Source organism: Pseudomonas sp. W17, assembly GCF_040268305.1.
Taxonomy (GTDB): domain Bacteria; phylum Pseudomonadota; class Gammaproteobacteria; order Pseudomonadales; family Pseudomonadaceae; genus Aquipseudomonas; species Aquipseudomonas protegens.
Map to the genome: position 1 here is coordinate 5,135,403 of NZ_CP158490.1, position 14,906 is coordinate 5,150,308.

12 protein-coding genes and 2 pseudogenes are annotated in these 14,906 nt (G+C 62.9%); 6 read left to right on the forward strand and 8 right to left on the reverse strand.

Annotated features, from left to right (window positions below):
• Positions 1-37: 37 nt before the first annotated feature.
• Positions 38-2,359 carry a response regulator gene (locus ABCR88_RS23365; protein ID WP_236183906.1) on the forward strand — a complete coding sequence of 774 codons (2,322 nt, stop codon included), beginning with the start codon at positions 38-40 and terminating at the stop codon, positions 2,357-2,359.
• Here the strand turns inward: ABCR88_RS23365 and ABCR88_RS23370 are convergent.
• From ABCR88_RS23370 to msrB, 3 genes are all read right to left on the reverse strand, one after another.
• Complete coding sequence (locus tag ABCR88_RS23370) at positions 2,343-2,804, reverse strand: MarR family transcriptional regulator (protein ID WP_350403616.1); 462 nt, start codon at positions 2,802-2,804, stop codon at positions 2,343-2,345. The two genes, ABCR88_RS23365 and ABCR88_RS23370, sit on opposite strands and share 17 nt — an antisense overlap.
• Complete coding sequence (locus ABCR88_RS23375; protein ID WP_015636530.1) at positions 2,801-3,286, reverse strand: glutathione peroxidase; 486 nt, start codon at positions 3,284-3,286, stop codon at positions 2,801-2,803. The genes ABCR88_RS23370 and ABCR88_RS23375 overlap by 4 nt, the downstream gene beginning before the upstream one ends.
• Positions 3,287-3,390: 104 nt before the next feature.
• Positions 3,391-3,783 carry a peptide-methionine (R)-S-oxide reductase MsrB gene (msrB, locus tag ABCR88_RS23380; RefSeq protein ID WP_011062520.1) on the reverse strand — a complete coding sequence of 131 codons (393 nt, stop codon included), beginning with the start codon at positions 3,781-3,783 and terminating at the stop codon, positions 3,391-3,393.
• Between the two features lie 224 nt (positions 3,784-4,007).
• Between msrB and ABCR88_RS23385 the strand changes: the two genes are divergently transcribed.
• Both ABCR88_RS23385 and htpX read left to right on the forward strand, forming a co-directional pair.
• Positions 4,008-5,219, forward strand: coding sequence for a pyridoxal phosphate-dependent aminotransferase (locus ABCR88_RS23385; RefSeq protein ID WP_011062521.1), 1,212 nt, complete (start codon positions 4,008-4,010; stop codon positions 5,217-5,219).
• A gap of 301 nt (positions 5,220-5,520) precedes the next feature.
• A complete protein-coding gene (gene htpX / locus ABCR88_RS23390; protein ID WP_015636531.1) occupies positions 5,521-6,408 on the forward strand; it encodes a protease HtpX in 888 nt (295 codons plus the stop codon).
• 63 nt (positions 6,409-6,471) lie between these two features.
• Here the strand turns inward: htpX and ABCR88_RS23395 are convergent, their stop codons facing one another.
• Complete coding sequence (locus ABCR88_RS23395) at positions 6,472-7,140, reverse strand: thiopurine S-methyltransferase (protein ID WP_041119384.1); 669 nt, start codon at positions 7,138-7,140, stop codon at positions 6,472-6,474.
• A gap of 102 nt (positions 7,141-7,242) precedes the next feature.
• Here ABCR88_RS23395 and ABCR88_RS23400 point away from each other — a divergent pair.
• Positions 7,243-7,981 (forward strand): annotated as a pseudogene (locus tag ABCR88_RS23400) (class III extradiol ring-cleavage dioxygenase).
• Between the two features lie 91 nt (positions 7,982-8,072).
• Here ABCR88_RS23400 and ABCR88_RS23405 read toward each other — a convergent pair.
• Positions 8,073-9,780 (reverse strand): annotated as a pseudogene (locus ABCR88_RS23405) (DEAD/DEAH box helicase).
• A 385-nt stretch (positions 9,781-10,165) separates the two neighbouring features.
• Between ABCR88_RS23405 and ABCR88_RS23410 the strand changes: the two are divergent.
• Entirely contained in the window at positions 10,166-10,957 is a 792-nt protein-coding gene (locus ABCR88_RS23410) for a crotonase/enoyl-CoA hydratase family protein (protein WP_015636533.1), read from the forward strand.
• A gap of 49 nt (positions 10,958-11,006) precedes the next feature.
• On the opposite strand, the gene ABCR88_RS23415 is transcribed toward ABCR88_RS23410, so the two are convergent.
• Entirely contained in the window at positions 11,007-11,762 is a 756-nt protein-coding gene (locus tag ABCR88_RS23415) for a spermidine synthase (RefSeq protein ID WP_041119388.1), read from the reverse strand.
• A 162-nt stretch (positions 11,763-11,924) separates the two neighbouring features.
• On the opposite strand from ABCR88_RS23415, the gene ABCR88_RS23420 reads away from it, so the two are divergent.
• On the forward strand, positions 11,925-13,271 hold the full coding sequence (locus ABCR88_RS23420; RefSeq protein ID WP_011062528.1) for a class II 3-deoxy-7-phosphoheptulonate synthase: 1,347 nt from the start codon (positions 11,925-11,927) through the stop codon (positions 13,269-13,271).
• 67 nt (positions 13,272-13,338) lie between these two features.
• On the opposite strand, the gene ABCR88_RS23425 is transcribed toward ABCR88_RS23420, so the two are convergent.
• Together ABCR88_RS23425 and ABCR88_RS23430 are read right to left on the reverse strand one after the other, a co-directional pair.
• Entirely contained in the window at positions 13,339-14,553 is a 1,215-nt protein-coding gene (locus tag ABCR88_RS23425; protein WP_053159700.1) for a winged helix-turn-helix domain-containing protein, read from the reverse strand.
• A gap of 64 nt (positions 14,554-14,617) precedes the next feature.
• Positions 14,618-14,839, reverse strand: a complete 222-nt coding sequence (locus tag ABCR88_RS23430) for a DUF1127 domain-containing protein (protein WP_041119391.1) — start codon at positions 14,837-14,839, stop codon at positions 14,618-14,620.
• Between the last annotated feature and the right edge of the window lie 67 nt (positions 14,840-14,906).

Consider the following 14,906-nt stretch of genomic DNA (forward strand, 5'->3'; position numbering starts at 1 on the left):
TGCGCAGCGAAGGGAAACGAAAGTGGTTCAACCCCCCATGGATATCAAGTTCACCAACCGCCTGTCCTATAAACAGGCCCGGCTCACCGTGCTGGTGGGTTTCATTCTGGGGACCGCGCTCAGTCTGCTACAAATCGGCATCGATTATGCCAGCGAAGACGCCTCCATCAATCGTGAAATCCAATCGCTGCTGGAAATCAGCCACAATCCGGCCTCGCGCATCGCCTACAACATCGACGCCGAGCTGGCCCAGGAATTGACCCTGGGCCTGCTGCGCTCCCCGGCGATCATTCGCGCGCAATTGATCGACAACAACAATACCCTGCTGGCCAACGTCGAACGGCCACCGCAACAGAGCCGCTATCGGGCCATCAGCGACTTCCTGTTCGGCGCCGATCGCCAGTTCGAGGATCGCCTGTATCTGAGCCACCTGCCGGAGGAGTCCCTCGGCACCCTGCACCTGGATGTGGATACCTACGCCTTCGGCAGCCGTTTCCTGCGGCGTGCCGAAGTCACCCTGATCAACGGGTTCGCCCGCAGCCTGATACTCACCGGGATTCTCCTGGCGCTGTTCTACGTGATGCTGACCAAGCCCTTGGTGCGGGTGATCCGCGAGCTCAGCAGCCGCGACCCGCGCAGCCCGAAACAGGCCAAGCTGGACTTTCCCCATGGCCACGAGAACGACGAAGTCGGGGTGCTGATCAAGGTGGCCAACCAGCAGTTCGACATCATGGCCACCGAGATCCAGCAGCGACGCAACGCCGAAAACCGCCTGACCGAATACCTCGGGCAGCTGGAGAACATCGTCTCGGCCCGCACCACCGAGCTCAAGGCCAGCAATGCCCGGCTCAGCCAGTCCAACGAGGAACTGGAGATCGCCCGGCGCACTGCCCTGGACATGGCCCAGGCCCGGGCGGCGTTTCTGGCCAACATGAGCCACGAGATTCGCACCCCGCTCAATGGCCTGCTGGGGATGATCGCGCTGTCCCTGGACAGCCCGCTGAACCCCGAGCAGCGCCAGCAGCTGTCGATTGCCCATGACTCCGGCAAGGTGCTGGTGGAATTGCTCAACGATATTCTCGACATGTCCAAGTTCGACGCCGGGCAACTGGAGCTGGAGCGCATTCCCTTCGATCTCGGGGTACTGGTGGAGGACACCGCCAACCTGCTGTCGCAAAACGCCGCGGCCAGCGTGGAGCTGGCCTGCCTGATCGACCCGGACTTCCCCGCCCTGGTACTGGGGGACCCTACCCGGGTGCGGCAGATCGTCAGCAACCTGCTGTCCAACGCCCTCAAGTTCACCCGTTTCGGCCGCGTCGATGTGCGCCTGAGCACCCTGGGCGACGGGGTGCGCATCGAGATCTGCGACACCGGCATAGGCATCGCCCAGGAAGCCCAAGTGCGCATCTTCCAGCCCTATACCCAGGCCGGCGCCGGCATCACTCGCCAATACGGCGGCACCGGCCTGGGCCTGGCCCTGACCTACAACCTCTGCGAAGCCATGGACGGCCGCCTGAGCATCAGTTCGGAAGTCGGCTTCGGCAGCCAGTTCTGCGCCGACCTGCCGCTGCCCTGCCACACTCCGGCCGCCCCGCCGCCGGCGCTGGCCGGGAAGATCATCGCCATCACCGAGGCCGGCAGCGGCCTCGCCGAGCTGCTGGCCAGCCTGCTGCCCAGTTGGGGCCTGAGCTATCAGCGCTGTGATATCGAGGATTCCCTGGCCGGCCTCGACCCCGACCTGCTGATCACCGATTGCCCGGAATGCCTGTTCGGCCTGCGCCCGGCGATCCGCGCGCCAATCCTGCTGGTGACCGCCTATGGCAGCTTCCTGCCCAGCGAAGAGGCCAACGCCCTGGCGCCGCTGCAACAGCAGGCCCGGCCCCTGGCGCGCAATGCGCTGTATCAGACCCTGCGACGCTCGTTGCTGGGAGAAACCATCACCCTCAACGACGCCCAGCTGGAAATGCCGGTGCAACGGCGCCGGGCGGACATTCTGCTGGTGGAGGACAACCCGGTGAACCAACTGGTGGCCAAGGGCATGCTGAGCAAGCTCGGCTGCGCGGTGACCGTGGCCGCCCATGGCGCCGAAGCCCTCAATCAGTTGGAGCTGCATCGTTTCGATCTGGTGCTGATGGACTGCAACATGCCGGTCATGGATGGCTACGAAGCCAGCCGGCAGATCCGGCGCAGCGGGCGCTGGCCGGATCTGCCGATCATCGCCCTGACTGCCAACGCCATGCCCGAGGAGCGTGAACGCTGCCGCGCCGCCGGCATGAGCGACTACCTGGCCAAACCGTTCCGTCGCGAGGAACTGATCGCCCTGCTCGACCTCTGGGTGCCGACTACGACAAAGCTTTGATCTGCTGCAGCAGTTGATCCAGGCCGACGCGCAGCTGATCGAGGTTGTCCAGATCGATCCCGCTGTCGCACAGCAACGCCGCCTTCAGCGGCGGCACCTGCTCACGCAGCGCCAGGCCGCGCTCGCTCAAGCTCAAGTGCACCTCGCGCTCGTCGCGCCCGGACCGCTGGCGCTGCACCAGTTGCAACTGCTCCAGACGCTTGAGCAACGGGGTCAGGGTCCCGGAATCCAGGGCCAGGCGCTCGCCCAGGGCCTTGACCGTCGGCAGGGACGGAGGCGTTGCCTGCCATTCCCACAGCACCAGCATCACCAGGTACTGCGGGTAGGTCAGGCCCAGGCGGTCGAGCATCGGCTTGTAGCCACGGACCACCGCCCGCGAGGCGGCGTACAGCTTGAAGCACAGCTGGGAATCGAGTTTCAGTGAATCCACGGACAGGTCGTTCATTTGAGCAGGGCTTCGATCTCGCGGCTCAGGTCCTGGGGTTTGGTTGCCGGAGCGAAACGCTTGACCAGCTTGCCGTCCTGGCCGATCAGGAACTTGGTGAAGTTCCACTTGATGCCTTGGGAGCCGAGCACGCCGGGTGCGCGCTTTTTCAACTGCGCGAACAGTGGATGGGCCCCGGCGCCATTGACCTCGATCTTCTTGAACAGCGGGAAACTCACACCGTAGTTGAGCTCGCAGAACTCGGAGATCGCCCCTTCGTTGCCTGGTTCCTGCTTGCCGAACTGGTTGCAGGGAAAGCCCAATACCACCAGCCCCTGATCCTTGTAGGTCTGCCACAGCTCTTCGAGCCCCTTGTATTGCGGGGTGAAGCCGCACTTGCTGGCAGTGTTGACCACCAGCACGGCCTTGCCGGCGAAGTCCGCCAGGGTCTTTTGTTCACCCTTGATGGTGGTGCAGGGAATGGTCAGCAGTGAGTCGGTCATGACGGCAACTCCATGTGTGGAAGTAAGAGGCAGCAAAATAGCGCTCAATTAAATTGCATGCAATTTAATTGAACAAAAGGCGATTCCGAAGAATCGCCAACCGGTCAGCGCGGCACCAGGTCCAGGCACACCGAGTTGATGCAGTAACGCAGGCCGGTGGGCGGCGGGCCGTCCGGGAACACGTGGCCCAAGTGCGCGTCGCACTTGGCGCAGACCACTTCGGTACGGATCATGCCGTGGCTCATGTCACGGATCTCCACCATGGCGCTGTCGGCAATGGGCTCGTAGAAACTCGGCCAGCCACACCCGGAATCGAACTTGGCCTTGGAATCGAACAGCGGCTCATTGCAGCAGATGCAGTGATAGACCCCATCGGTCTTGGTGCCGTTGTACTTGCCCGAGAAGGGCCGTTCGGTGCCCTTGAGCCGGCAGACGTTGTACTGCTCCGGGTCGAGCATCGACCGCCATTCTTCCAGGGTTTTTTCCAGCTTTTCCATGGTCCTTCCTCTGCAACGGAAAAAGCCCGATCTGTGTCTTTTCCACGGATCGGGCGGCACGTATGATTGCGCCTCGTCAGACGCCAGTCTGGCAGCCGCGTTACACCCATTCAAACGGATTTTGCCGCAGCCGGTGCGGGTTACAGGCCGGTGTGACACGGCAGGATTCCCAGTACGGTAGTTCATCCTCCGCCTGGATCGTTCATTTTCGGGAACACATCGCCATGCAGGTCAGCAAATCGAACAAGCTCGCCAACGTCTGTTATGACATTCGCGGCCCAGTGCTCAAGCACGCCAAACGTCTGGAAGAGGAAGGCCACCGCATCCTCAAGCTGAATATCGGCAACCCGGCGCCCTTTGGTTTCGAAGCGCCGGACGAAATCCTCCAGGACGTGATCCGCAACCTGCCCACTGCCCAGGGCTACAGCGACTCCAAGGGCCTGTTCAGTGCCCGCAAGGCGGTGATGCAGTACTACCAGCAGAAGCAGGTGGAAGGCATCGGCATCGAAGACATCTACCTGGGCAACGGTGTTTCCGAACTGATCGTGATGGCCATGCAGGCCCTGCTCAACAACGGCGACGAAGTGCTGGTGCCGGCCCCCGACTACCCGCTGTGGACCGCCGCGGTGAGCCTGGCCGGCGGCAACCCGGTGCACTACCTGTGCGACGAGCAGGCCAACTGGTGGCCGGACCTGGCCGACATCAAGGCCAAGATCACCCCGAACACCAAGGCCCTGGTGATCATCAACCCGAACAACCCCACCGGCGCCGTCTACCCCAGGGAAGTGCTGCTGGGCATGCTGGAGCTGGCCCGCCAGCACAACCTGGTGGTGTTCTCGGACGAGATCTACGACAAGATCCTCTACGACGACGCCGTACACATCTGCACCGCCTCGCTGGCACCGGACCTGCTGTGCCTGACCTTCAACGGCCTGTCCAAGTCCTATCGGGTAGCCGGTTTCCGTTCCGGCTGGGTGGCCATTTCCGGTCCCAAGCAGCACGCCCAGAGCTACATCGAAGGCATCGACATGCTGGCCAACATGCGCCTGTGCGCCAACGTGCCCAGCCAGCACGCCATCCAGACCGCACTGGGCGGCTACCAGAGCATCAACGACCTGGTGCTGCCCCCGGGCCGCCTGCTGGAACAGCGCAACCGTACCTGGGAACTGCTCAACGACATTCCCGGAGTCAGTTGCGTCAAGCCCATGGGCGCGCTGTATGCCTTCCCGCGGATCGACCCGAAGATCTGCCCGATCCACAACGACGAGAAGTTCGTCCTCGACCTGCTGCTCTCGGAAAAGCTCCTGGTGGTGCAAGGCACGGCCTTCAACTGGCCATGGCCGGATCACTTCCGCGTCGTGACCCTGCCGCGGGTGGATGACCTGGAGCAGGCCATTGGTCGGATCGGCAGCTTCCTCAAGTCCTACCGCCAGTAACGGAAAAATCGCAGTGCGATCCTTCTCTGGTCGCACTGCGATTAATTCAGCAACACATCTTCACTGCCCTGCTCCACTCCCCTTCTATAAGCTTGCACTTTCCGTCCTGCCCACTGTCACACGTCTGCACCGCAGCCGGGTGGCGGCCGCCCTGGCGTTGGCTCATGGCGTTGAACTACAAGCGTCTAGACCCGGCCTGTGCGACACAGTTTGAAATAGAAGCCGTATTGAATAGGCGGTTGTCGCACCTTATATACCCCGCAGTACGCTACATCTTTAGCTTGAGGAGATTTCTACAACCATGATGCGAATCCTGCTGTTTTTGGCCACTAACCTTGCGGTCGTGCTGATTGCCAGCATCACCCTGAGCCTTTTCGGCTTCAACGGGTTCATGGCGGCCAATGGGGTTGATCTGAACCTCAATCAGCTGCTGATTTTCTGTGCGGTCTTCGGTTTTGCCGGTTCGCTGTTCTCGCTGTTCATCTCCAAGTGGATGGCGAAGATGAGCACCAGCACGCAGATCATTACCCAACCGCGCACCCGCCATGAGCAATGGTTGCTGCAGACCGTCGAGCAACTGTCCCGCGAAGCGGGCATCAAGATGCCCGAAGTGGGTATTTTCCCAGCCTATGAGGCCAACGCCTTTGCCACCGGCTGGAACAAGAATGATGCGCTGGTAGCCGTCAGCCAGGGCCTTCTGGAACGTTTTTCGCCCGATGAAGTGAAAGCCGTGCTGGCCCACGAGATCGGCCACGTCGCCAACGGTGACATGGTGACCCTGGCACTGATCCAGGGTGTGGTGAACACTTTCGTGATGTTCTTCGCACGGATCATCGGCAACTTCGTCGACAAGGTGATCTTCAAGAACGAAGAAGGCCAGGGCATCGCCTACTACGTGGCGACCATCTTCGCCGAACTGGTTCTGGGTATCCTGGCCAGCGCCATCGTCATGTGGTTCTCGCGCAAACGCGAATACCGCGCCGACGAAGCCGGCGCCCGTCTGGCCGGCACCAACGCGATGATCGGCGCGCTGCAGCGCCTGCGTTCGGAACAGGGCCTGCCGGTGCACATGCCCGACACCCTGAATGCCTTCGGCATCAACGGTGGCATCAAGCAGGGCCTGGCTCGCATGTTCATGAGCCACCCTCCGCTGGAAGAGCGTATCGAAGCCCTGCGTCGTCGCGGCTGATCCACTGCAAGGCAATACCCAAAAGGGCGACGCAAGTCGCCCTTTTGCTTGGCCGCCAAAAACCTATCTCGCGCGCCCCTGCTTGCTCAGGCGATAAACCCTCTCCACCAGCCGGGTCACGCCACCCTGGAGAAACTTCCAGCTCTCGCCAAGAATGTCGCGCTCCGTTTCTACCTGCAGTTGCCAGACGCCCCCCAGACGTTGCCGGACCTCATCGTCGAGCACCGCAAATGGCGGGCCGTCCAACTGCTCCTGGGCGTAATCCATGGTGATCAGCAGCCCCTTGCTGCCATTCGGCAACAGGCCATTGAGGTGAGCGGCATAGCGCTGTCGCATGGGCGAGGGCAAGGCAATCATGGCTGCACGGTCATACAGGGCCGTGCAATCAGCGGTGTCCTCGGCGGTCAGGGCAAAGAAATCACCGCACCAGAGCTCAATGGGCCCGTGGGCGTAGACCTTGAACACCCCGTGCTGGCTGATCTGCGGCTGCAACTGGTGCTCACGAAAGAAATCCTCCACCGCCTTTTCCGCCAGTTCGATGCCCAGCACCTCGAACCCTTGGTCAGCAAGCCAGATCAGGTCCAGGCTCTTGCCGCACAAGGGCACCAGCACGCGGCTTTGCGCCGCCAGGCCCAAGGCCGGCCAGTACTGCTGCAGGTAAGGGTTGACCTCGGCCAGGTGAAAGCCGATCTGATCGCGCTCCCAGCGCTTTTGCCAAAAGTCCGCTTGCATGAGAAGTCCTTAAAATTCGATAAAAAAGCGCTAAAACTTATATTAGATTTAGATCATTGATCTGATTGAAGATGGCGCATCTTAACCTTCAGGAGCCTCTTCATGCTTCCCAGCCTGTTCATCTCCCACGGCTCTCCCATGCTGGCGCTGGAACCCGGCGCCAGCGGCCCGGCCCTGGCTCGCCTGGCAGCCGAGCTGCCACGGCCCAGGGCGATCCTGGTGGTCTCGGCCCACTGGGAAAGCTCCGATCTGCGGGTCAGTTGCAACCCGCACCCGGAAACCTGGCACGACTTTGGCGGCTTCCCCGCCGCGCTGTTTGCCGTGCAATACCCGGCCCCGGGCGATCCGGAACTGGCAGCCCAGGTAGTGGAGCTGCTCCAGGCCGAAGGCCTGCCCGCCCAACTGGACAGCCAGCGCCCCTTCGACCACGGCACCTGGGTACCGCTGTCGCTGATGTACCCGCAGGCGGACATCCCGGTGGTCCAGCTGTCGCTCCCGCATCGGCCACGCCCTGGCCAGCCTGCGGGAGCAAGGCGTGCTGCTGATCGGCTCCGGCAGCATCACCCACAACCTGCGGGACCTGGACTGGCACGCTGGCCCGGAAAGCGTCGAACCCTGGGCCAAGGCCTTTCGCGACTGGATGATCGACAAGCTGGCGGCCGATGACCAGGCGGCCCTGCATGACTACCGCCAGCAGGCACCGAATGCCGTGCGCAGCCACCCCAGTGATGAACACCTGCTGCCGCTGTATTTCGCCCGGGGCGCCGGTGGCGAATTCAGCGTGGCCCACCAGGGCTTCACCCTGGGCGCCCTGGGCATGGACATCTACCGATTTGGCTGATGGCCACCAGCTCCAAGGCAAATGACAGGCAAAAAAAATCCCCGAACCAGTCGGGGATTTTTTATGCCTGATCAATCAGCCCAGGGGCCGATCAATCTTCGCGATAGCGACGCAGCTTCAGCTGCTTGCCGGCAACGCGAGTGTCCTTGAGCTTGGTCAGCAGACGGTCCAGACCATCCTCCGGCAGCTCGACCAGGCTGAAGCTGTCACGCACCTGGATGCGGCCGATAGCTTCACGGGCCAGGCCGCCTTCATTGAGGATCGCGCCCAGAAGGTTCTTGGCAGCGATGCCGTCACGGGCACCCAGCGCGGTACGGCAGCGTGCACGACCTTCGCCCAGAGGCATTGGCGCGCGACGCTCACGGTCACCACGATCAGGACGGTCACCGGAACGCTCAGGACGATCGCCACGTGGAGCGCTGTTGGGCACCAGTGGACGCTCTTTCTCGATCGCGGCCAGGTTCAGCGCTTGACCGTTGGTAGCCTTGCGCAGCAGGGCTGCGGCCAGGGCACGCGGGCTGCAACCGATGTCGGCGGTCAGGCGATCGAGCAGATCACCGTGGGTCGCTTCAGCATCAGCCACCAGCGGCGACAGGCTGTTGGTCAGCTTCTTGATGCGGGCATCGAGAACGGCTTGGGCGTCCGGCAGGCGAACTTCGGCAACCTTCTGACCGGTTACACGCTCGATCACTTGCAGCATGCGGCGCTCGCGCGGAGTCACCAGCAGCAGCGCGCGGCCTTCGCGACCGGCACGGCCGGTACGGCCGATACGGTGTACGTAGGACTCCGGATCGTACGGCATGTCCACGTTGAATACGTGGGTGATGCGCGGTACGTCCAGACCACGGGCGGCTACGTCGGTCGCCACAACGATGTCCAGGCGGCCATCCTTGAGGGAGTCGATCACGCGCTCACGCTGGTTCTGGGCGATGTCGCCGTTCAGCGCAGCGGCTTTGTAGCCTTTGGCTTCCAGGGCACTAGCCAGGTCCAGGGTCGCTTGCTTGGTGCGCACGAACATGATCAGGGCGTCGAAATCTTCAACTTCCAGCAGGCTCAGAACGGCAGAGGTCTTCTGGTCGGCGTGAACCAGCAGGTGAGCCTGCTCGATCGCGGTGACGGTCTGGGTCTTGCTCTGGATCTTGACGTGTTTCGGGTCCTTCAGGTGACGCTCGGCGATGGCCCGGATCGACTGCGGCAGGGTGGCCGAGAACAGTACGGTCTGGCGGGTCTCCGGCATGGCCTTGAAGATCACTTCCAGGTCATCCATGAAGCCCAGCTTGAGCATCTCGTCGGCTTCGTCGAGAACCAGGTGGTTCACGGTGGCCAGGACTTTTTCGTCGCGACGCAGGTGGTCGCACAGACGGCCCGGAGTGGCGACAACGATCTGTGCGCCATTACGGATTGCTTTCAGTTGTGGGCCCATCGGCGCACCGCCGTAGACGGCCACAACAGTCACGCCCGGCATTTGCTTGGCGTAGGTTTCGAAAGCGGTTGCTACTTGCAGCGCCAACTCACGGGTTGGGGCCAGGATCAGAGCTTGCGGCTCGCGCTTGGACGGATCAATGCGGTGCAGGATAGGCAGGGCAAAGGCAGCGGTCTTACCGGTACCGGTTTGCGCCTGACCAATCATATCGTGACCGGCAAGGATGATCGGGATCGACTGCTGCTGAATAGCCGAAGGCTCTTCATAGCCGGTAGCGACTACTGCAGCGACAATATTGGGATGAAGTTCAAGAGCGGCGAAGCCGCCGATTTCCTGGGTCATGGGTCTGCCTCTAAGTGCATCCGCAAAGACCCATGCTCCAAAGCTGCGCATGCCGTGTAAGACTCAAGAGTCACCCTGGCAGCTTTGTCGGCGGGGATTTGCGAAAACGATTGGATGAATGGATCGTCAAGGATAGTCCGCGCAGCGGACAAGCAGCCGAAGCTGACTTCGGGGAATTGCATTACCTAAACGTGGCCCGGCTAAAGGCCGGCGCGCACTATACCGGAATTACTCAAAAAAGGGAGTTTTTTTATCGGAAAAATCCGCTGAACACCCGATTGTCATGGGCTTTGCGCAGACTTCGGCGGCGCGCTATTTTGCTCAGGCCCGGCGCTGTTGGTCATCGCGCTTAAACGGTTCACCTTTGTGCACGAAACCGCCCGCGCCAACCTCCCCTCTTTCTTCCCAGGACAGCGCTCATGAATCAGCCCAGTGCCAGCCGTGTCAGCCGTGAACTACGTGGTCACCTGTTCCTTATCGGCCTGGACCGGGTGGCCAAGCGCAATGCCTTCGACCTCGAGCTGCTCAACCAGTTGAGCCTGGCCTACGGCGAGTTCGAAGCCAGCAGCGAGGCGCGAGTGGCGGTGGTGTTCGGCCACGGCGAGCACTTCACCGCAGGCCTGGACCTGGCCAATGTCGGCGCCGCCCTGGCCCAGGGCTGGCAAGCACCAGCCGGTGGCTGCGACCCCTGGGGCGTGTTCAGCGGCCCACGGGTGAACAAGCCGGTGATTGTCGCCGTACAAGGCTACTGCCTGACCATCGGCATCGAGCTGATGCTGGCCTCCGACATCAATCTCTGCGCCAGCAATACTCGCTTCGCGCAAATGGAGGTGCAACGCGGAATCTTCCCTTTCGGCGGCGCGACCCTGCGCCTGCATCAACTGGCCGGCTGGGGCAATGCCATGCGCTGGTTGCTGACCGGGGACGAATTCGATGCCCATGAAGCCCTGCGCCTGGGCTTGGTGCAGGAGGTCATGGCCAGCGAAGACCTGCTGCCCCGGGCCATCGAACTGGCCGAACGGATTGCCCGCCAGGCACCGTTGGGGGTGCAGGCGACCTTGATGTCGGCACGCCAGGCCAGGCTCGAAGGGGAAACGGTGGCCGCCCAGGGGCTGGCGCCGCTGGTGCACAAACTGATGAACAGTGAGGACGCCAAAGAGGGCGTGCGGGCGATGATCGAAAAACGGCCCGGGGTGTTCAAGGGCTGTTGAACAGGGGCCGGCAGATCGGCTTCGCCGGCCAGCCGGCGCCAGCAAGGGCTTATGTGGCCGGGCGGATCGCCTTGATCAAGGGTTGCAGGGAGTAGCCCAAGCGTGGGGCCAGGGCTTGGGCCCGGGCATTCAGGCCTGGCAGGTCCATCTCCTGGTCGAGGTCGGACGGCACGATCAGAATCACGTTGCCCTCCTTCACCGGCAACTCCCAGTAATGGCGGTGATAGAGCCCGCGCAACAGGGCGGCGCCCAGGGGCTTGCCATCATCGGTGGCCCACTGGTTGATCACCAGCCAGCCGCCGGGGTTGAGGCGCTTCTGGCAGTTCTCCAGAAACCCCCAGGCCAGATGCCCGACGCCGGGGCCGACGTCGGTGTACAGGTCGACGAAGATCAGGTCGGCGGATTCAGCACTGTCCAGCAGCTCCAGGGCATCGCCGACTCTTATATATAGACGCGGATCGTCGTCCAGCCCCAGGTACTCGATAGCCAGGCGCGGCACGTCCGGTCGCAGTTCGATGGCTTCCACATCTTCCAGAGGCAGGAACTTCAGGCAGGCCTGGGTCAGGGTGCCGGCGCCCAGCCCGAGAAACAACGCGCTCTCCGGCGCCTCATGGCACAGGGCACCGATCAGCATGGCCCGGGTGTAGTCGTACTCCAGCCAACTGGGGTCCGCCGTGAACACACAGCTTTGCTCGATGGCATCGCCAAATTCGAGAAAACGATAGTCCGCCACTTCCAGGACCCGGATCATGCCGAATTCGTCATGCACTTCGGCGAGCAGGCGCTCGACGCGCTCCTCAGTCATTTCATCTCCTAGCCGCGCGGGCACAGAACCTTGCCGGCGCGATAAACCAACCGCTCGGCAGCGAGCGGGAAAGGCGCGATTGTCGGCCAAGCGAGAGGAGCAGGTCACGCACTAATTTGCTGCTAACATGCCCCTCCCACCGTTAAAGCACTCGAGTCCGCGATGAGCCAACCCTGGAGCCCCGACAGCTGGCGCGCCCTGCCGATCCAGCAACAACCCCACTACCCCGATGCCGCGCACCTGCTGCAGGTCGAGCAAAGCCTGGCCAGTTATCCACCGCTGGTGTTTGCCGGTGAAGCCCGGGAGTTGCGTCGCCAGTTTGCCGAAGTCACCCAGGGCCGGGCATTCCTGTTGCAGGGTGGCGATTGTGCCGAGAGCTTCGCCGAGTTCTCCGCGGCGAAGATTCGCGACACCTTCAAGGTGCTGCTGCAGATGGCCATCGTCATGACCTTTGCCGCCGGCTGCCCGGTGGTCAAGGTCGGGCGCATGGCCGGCCAGTTCGCCAAGCCGCGCTCGGCCAACGACGAAACCATCAATGGCGTGACCCTCCCGGCCTACCGGGGCGACATCGTCAACGGCATCGGCTTCGATGAAAAAAGCCGGGTACCGGACCCCGACCGCCTGCTGCAGTCCTACCACCAGGCCACCGCCACCCTCAACCTGCTGCGAGCCTTCGCCCAGGGCGGTTTCGCCGACCTGCACCAGGTGCACAAGTGGAACCTGGACTTCATCGCCAACTCGGCCCTGGCCGAGAAGTACAGCCAACTGGCAGACCGCATCGACGAAACCCTGGCCTTCATGCGCGCCTGCGGCCTGGACAGCGCGCCGCAACTGCGCGAAACCAGCTTCTTCACCGCCCACGAGGCGTTGCTGCTCAACTATGAAGAAGCCTTCGTGCGCCGCGACAGCCTGACCAACGACTACTACGACTGCTCGGCGCACATGCTGTGGATCGGCGATCGCACCCGGCAACTGGACGGCGCCCACGTGGAGTTCCTGCGCGGGGTGAACAACCCGATCGGGGTCAAGGTCGGCCCGAGCATGAACACCGACGAACTGATCCGCCTGATCGATATCCTCAACCCGGAAAACGATCCCGGCCGCCTCAACCTGATCGTGCGCATGGGCGCCAACAAGGTCGGCGATCACCTGCCACAGCTGATTCGCGCGGTGGAAAGCGAAGGCAAGCAGGTGCTGTGGAGCTCGGACCCGATGCACGGCAACACCATCAAGGCCAGCAGCGGCTACAAGACCCGGGATTTCGCGCAGATCCTCACCGAGGTCAAGCAGTTCTTCCAGGTCCACCAAGCCGAAGGCAGCTATGCCGGTGGCATCCATATCGAGATGACCGGGCAGAACGTCACCGAATGCATCGGCGGTGCCCGGCCGATTACCGAGGATGGCTTGTCGGACCGTTACCACACCCATTGCGACCCGCGGATGAATGCCGACCAGTCACTGGAACTGGCCTTCCTGATTGCCGAGACCTTGAAGCAGGTCAAACGCTAAGAGCGCTTTCGCGGGCCAGCCCGCTCCTGCAAGGGCTGTGTAGGAGCGGGCTGGCCCGCGAAGCTCTTCACCCCAGCACCTCACGCAGGCGTCGCGCGCCATCACGCTGGCAATTGAGCTGAATCTGTTCCAACCCCAGCCAGTCGGCCATCTTTCGCAATTGCAGGGCCAATGCCCGGACACCCTCGTCGTCCAGACCGAATGGCTCCTCATGCACCGCGTGCACCGCCAGACGCCCCTGGGCCCGCTCCGCCCGCAGGTCGACCCGGGCGGCAATCCGCTCGTTGTGCAGGAACGGCAGCACGTAATAGCCATAGACACGCTTGTGCTCAGGCGTGTAGATCTCCAGGCGGTAGCGGAAATCGAACAGCCGCTCGGTACGGCTACGCTCCCAGATCAGGGAATCGAAAGGTGACAACAGCGCGCTGGCTTCGACCTTGCGCGGCACCCGCGCCTCGGGCAGGCAATAGGCACTTTGCTTCCAGCCCTGGACCTCACAGCCCAGCAGTTCGCCGGACTCGCACAACTCGGCAAGCCGCGCGCGACTATCGCCGGGGTCGAGGCGAAAGTAGTCCCGCAGGTCCTTTTCCGTGGCGACCCCCAGTGCCCCGGCCGCCTGCAGCAGCAGCTGGCGCTGGGCCTGGGCTTCCTCCAACGGCATCTGCTGGAGGATCGCCGCCGGGATCACCCGTTCCGGCAAGTCATACAGACGCTCGAAACCGCGGCGGCCGGACACCGTCACCTCACCGGCAGCGAACAGCCATTCCAGGGCATGCTTTTCATCGCTCCAGTCCCACCATGGGCCGGCCCGTTCTTCGCGGGTGGAGAGGCTGCCGGCCCCCAGCGCGCCCTGCTGCTCCACGGCCGCCAGCACCCGGCGCAGAGTGGCCTGGCGTTCCTGGCCGAAACGCGCCAGTTGCGAGTAGATACCCTGCCCCTGGCGTGCACGCTGCATGCGCCAGCGCATCAAGGGGTACATGGACATCGGCAGCAGCGAGGCCTCATGCCCCCAGTACTCGAACAAGGTGCGCTGGCGCCCCTGGCTCCAGGCGGCCTGATCGAGCAGCTGCTGTGGATAACTGCCAAGACGGGAAAACAACGGCAAGTAATGGGCGCGCACCAGGGCGTTGACCGAATCGATCTGCAACAGGCCCAGGCGCTCGATCTGCTGATTGAGTCGGGAGGCCTTGATCGATGCCGGCGGCTGGCGCCCGCCGAAGCCTTGGGCGGCCAGCGCCAGCCGGCGGGCCTGCTTGAGCGAGAAAGAAGGTAGTGCGGGCATGAGCGTCTCCTGGTCTGCCCGCACGCTAGCGCACCCTGGACCGGCTTGTGTAGTGGCCACCGGGTTATTTGTGCATCGGGTCGTCCCAGAACGGGCGGACCGCTTCATGCTCCACATCCGCCCGGCTCAGCCCCAGGTCATGCAGGGCCGAATCACTCAGGCCGGCAAGCATCCGGCGCTCCTGCGCCAACTCGTGCCAGCGGACCACCTGGCGCCATAGTGCACGTAACGACAACGCCTGAATTGGCAGTTTGTGAACCAGCAGATAACCCTTTTGCGCTTTCATGATCCTGTCCTCCAGTGGGGATGAGCACAGTCTCTTCCCCGAGCAAGGATCAATCCAACGAATGTTT

Excerpts from the sequence above, each read along its gene's own strand:
- ABCR88_RS23365 (WP_236183906.1), top strand. The coding sequence starts at position 38 with ATGGATATCAAGTTCACCAACCGCCTGTCCTATAAACAGGCCCGGCTC.
- ABCR88_RS23370 (WP_350403616.1), bottom strand. The coding sequence starts at position 2,804 with ATGAACGACCTGTCCGTGGATTCACTGAAACTCGATTCCCAGCTGTGC.
- ABCR88_RS23375 (WP_015636530.1), bottom strand. The coding sequence starts at position 3,286 with ATGACCGACTCACTGCTGACCATTCCCTGCACCACCATCAAGGGTGAA.
- msrB (WP_011062520.1), bottom strand. The coding sequence starts at position 3,783 with ATGGAAAAGCTGGAAAAAACCCTGGAAGAATGGCGGTCGATGCTCGAC.
- ABCR88_RS23385 (WP_011062521.1), top strand. The coding sequence starts at position 4,008 with ATGCAGGTCAGCAAATCGAACAAGCTCGCCAACGTCTGTTATGACATT.
- htpX (WP_015636531.1), top strand. The coding sequence starts at position 5,521 with ATGATGCGAATCCTGCTGTTTTTGGCCACTAACCTTGCGGTCGTGCTG.
- ABCR88_RS23395 (WP_041119384.1), bottom strand. The coding sequence starts at position 7,140 with ATGCAAGCGGACTTTTGGCAAAAGCGCTGGGAGCGCGATCAGATCGGC.
- ABCR88_RS23410 (WP_015636533.1), top strand. The coding sequence starts at position 10,166 with ATGAATCAGCCCAGTGCCAGCCGTGTCAGCCGTGAACTACGTGGTCAC.
- ABCR88_RS23415 (WP_041119388.1), bottom strand. The coding sequence starts at position 11,762 with ATGACTGAGGAGCGCGTCGAGCGCCTGCTCGCCGAAGTGCATGACGAA.
- ABCR88_RS23420 (WP_011062528.1), top strand. The coding sequence starts at position 11,925 with ATGAGCCAACCCTGGAGCCCCGACAGCTGGCGCGCCCTGCCGATCCAG.
- ABCR88_RS23425 (WP_053159700.1), bottom strand. The coding sequence starts at position 14,553 with ATGCCCGCACTACCTTCTTTCTCGCTCAAGCAGGCCCGCCGGCTGGCG.
- ABCR88_RS23430 (WP_041119391.1), bottom strand. The coding sequence starts at position 14,839 with ATGAAAGCGCAAAAGGGTTATCTGCTGGTTCACAAACTGCCAATTCAG.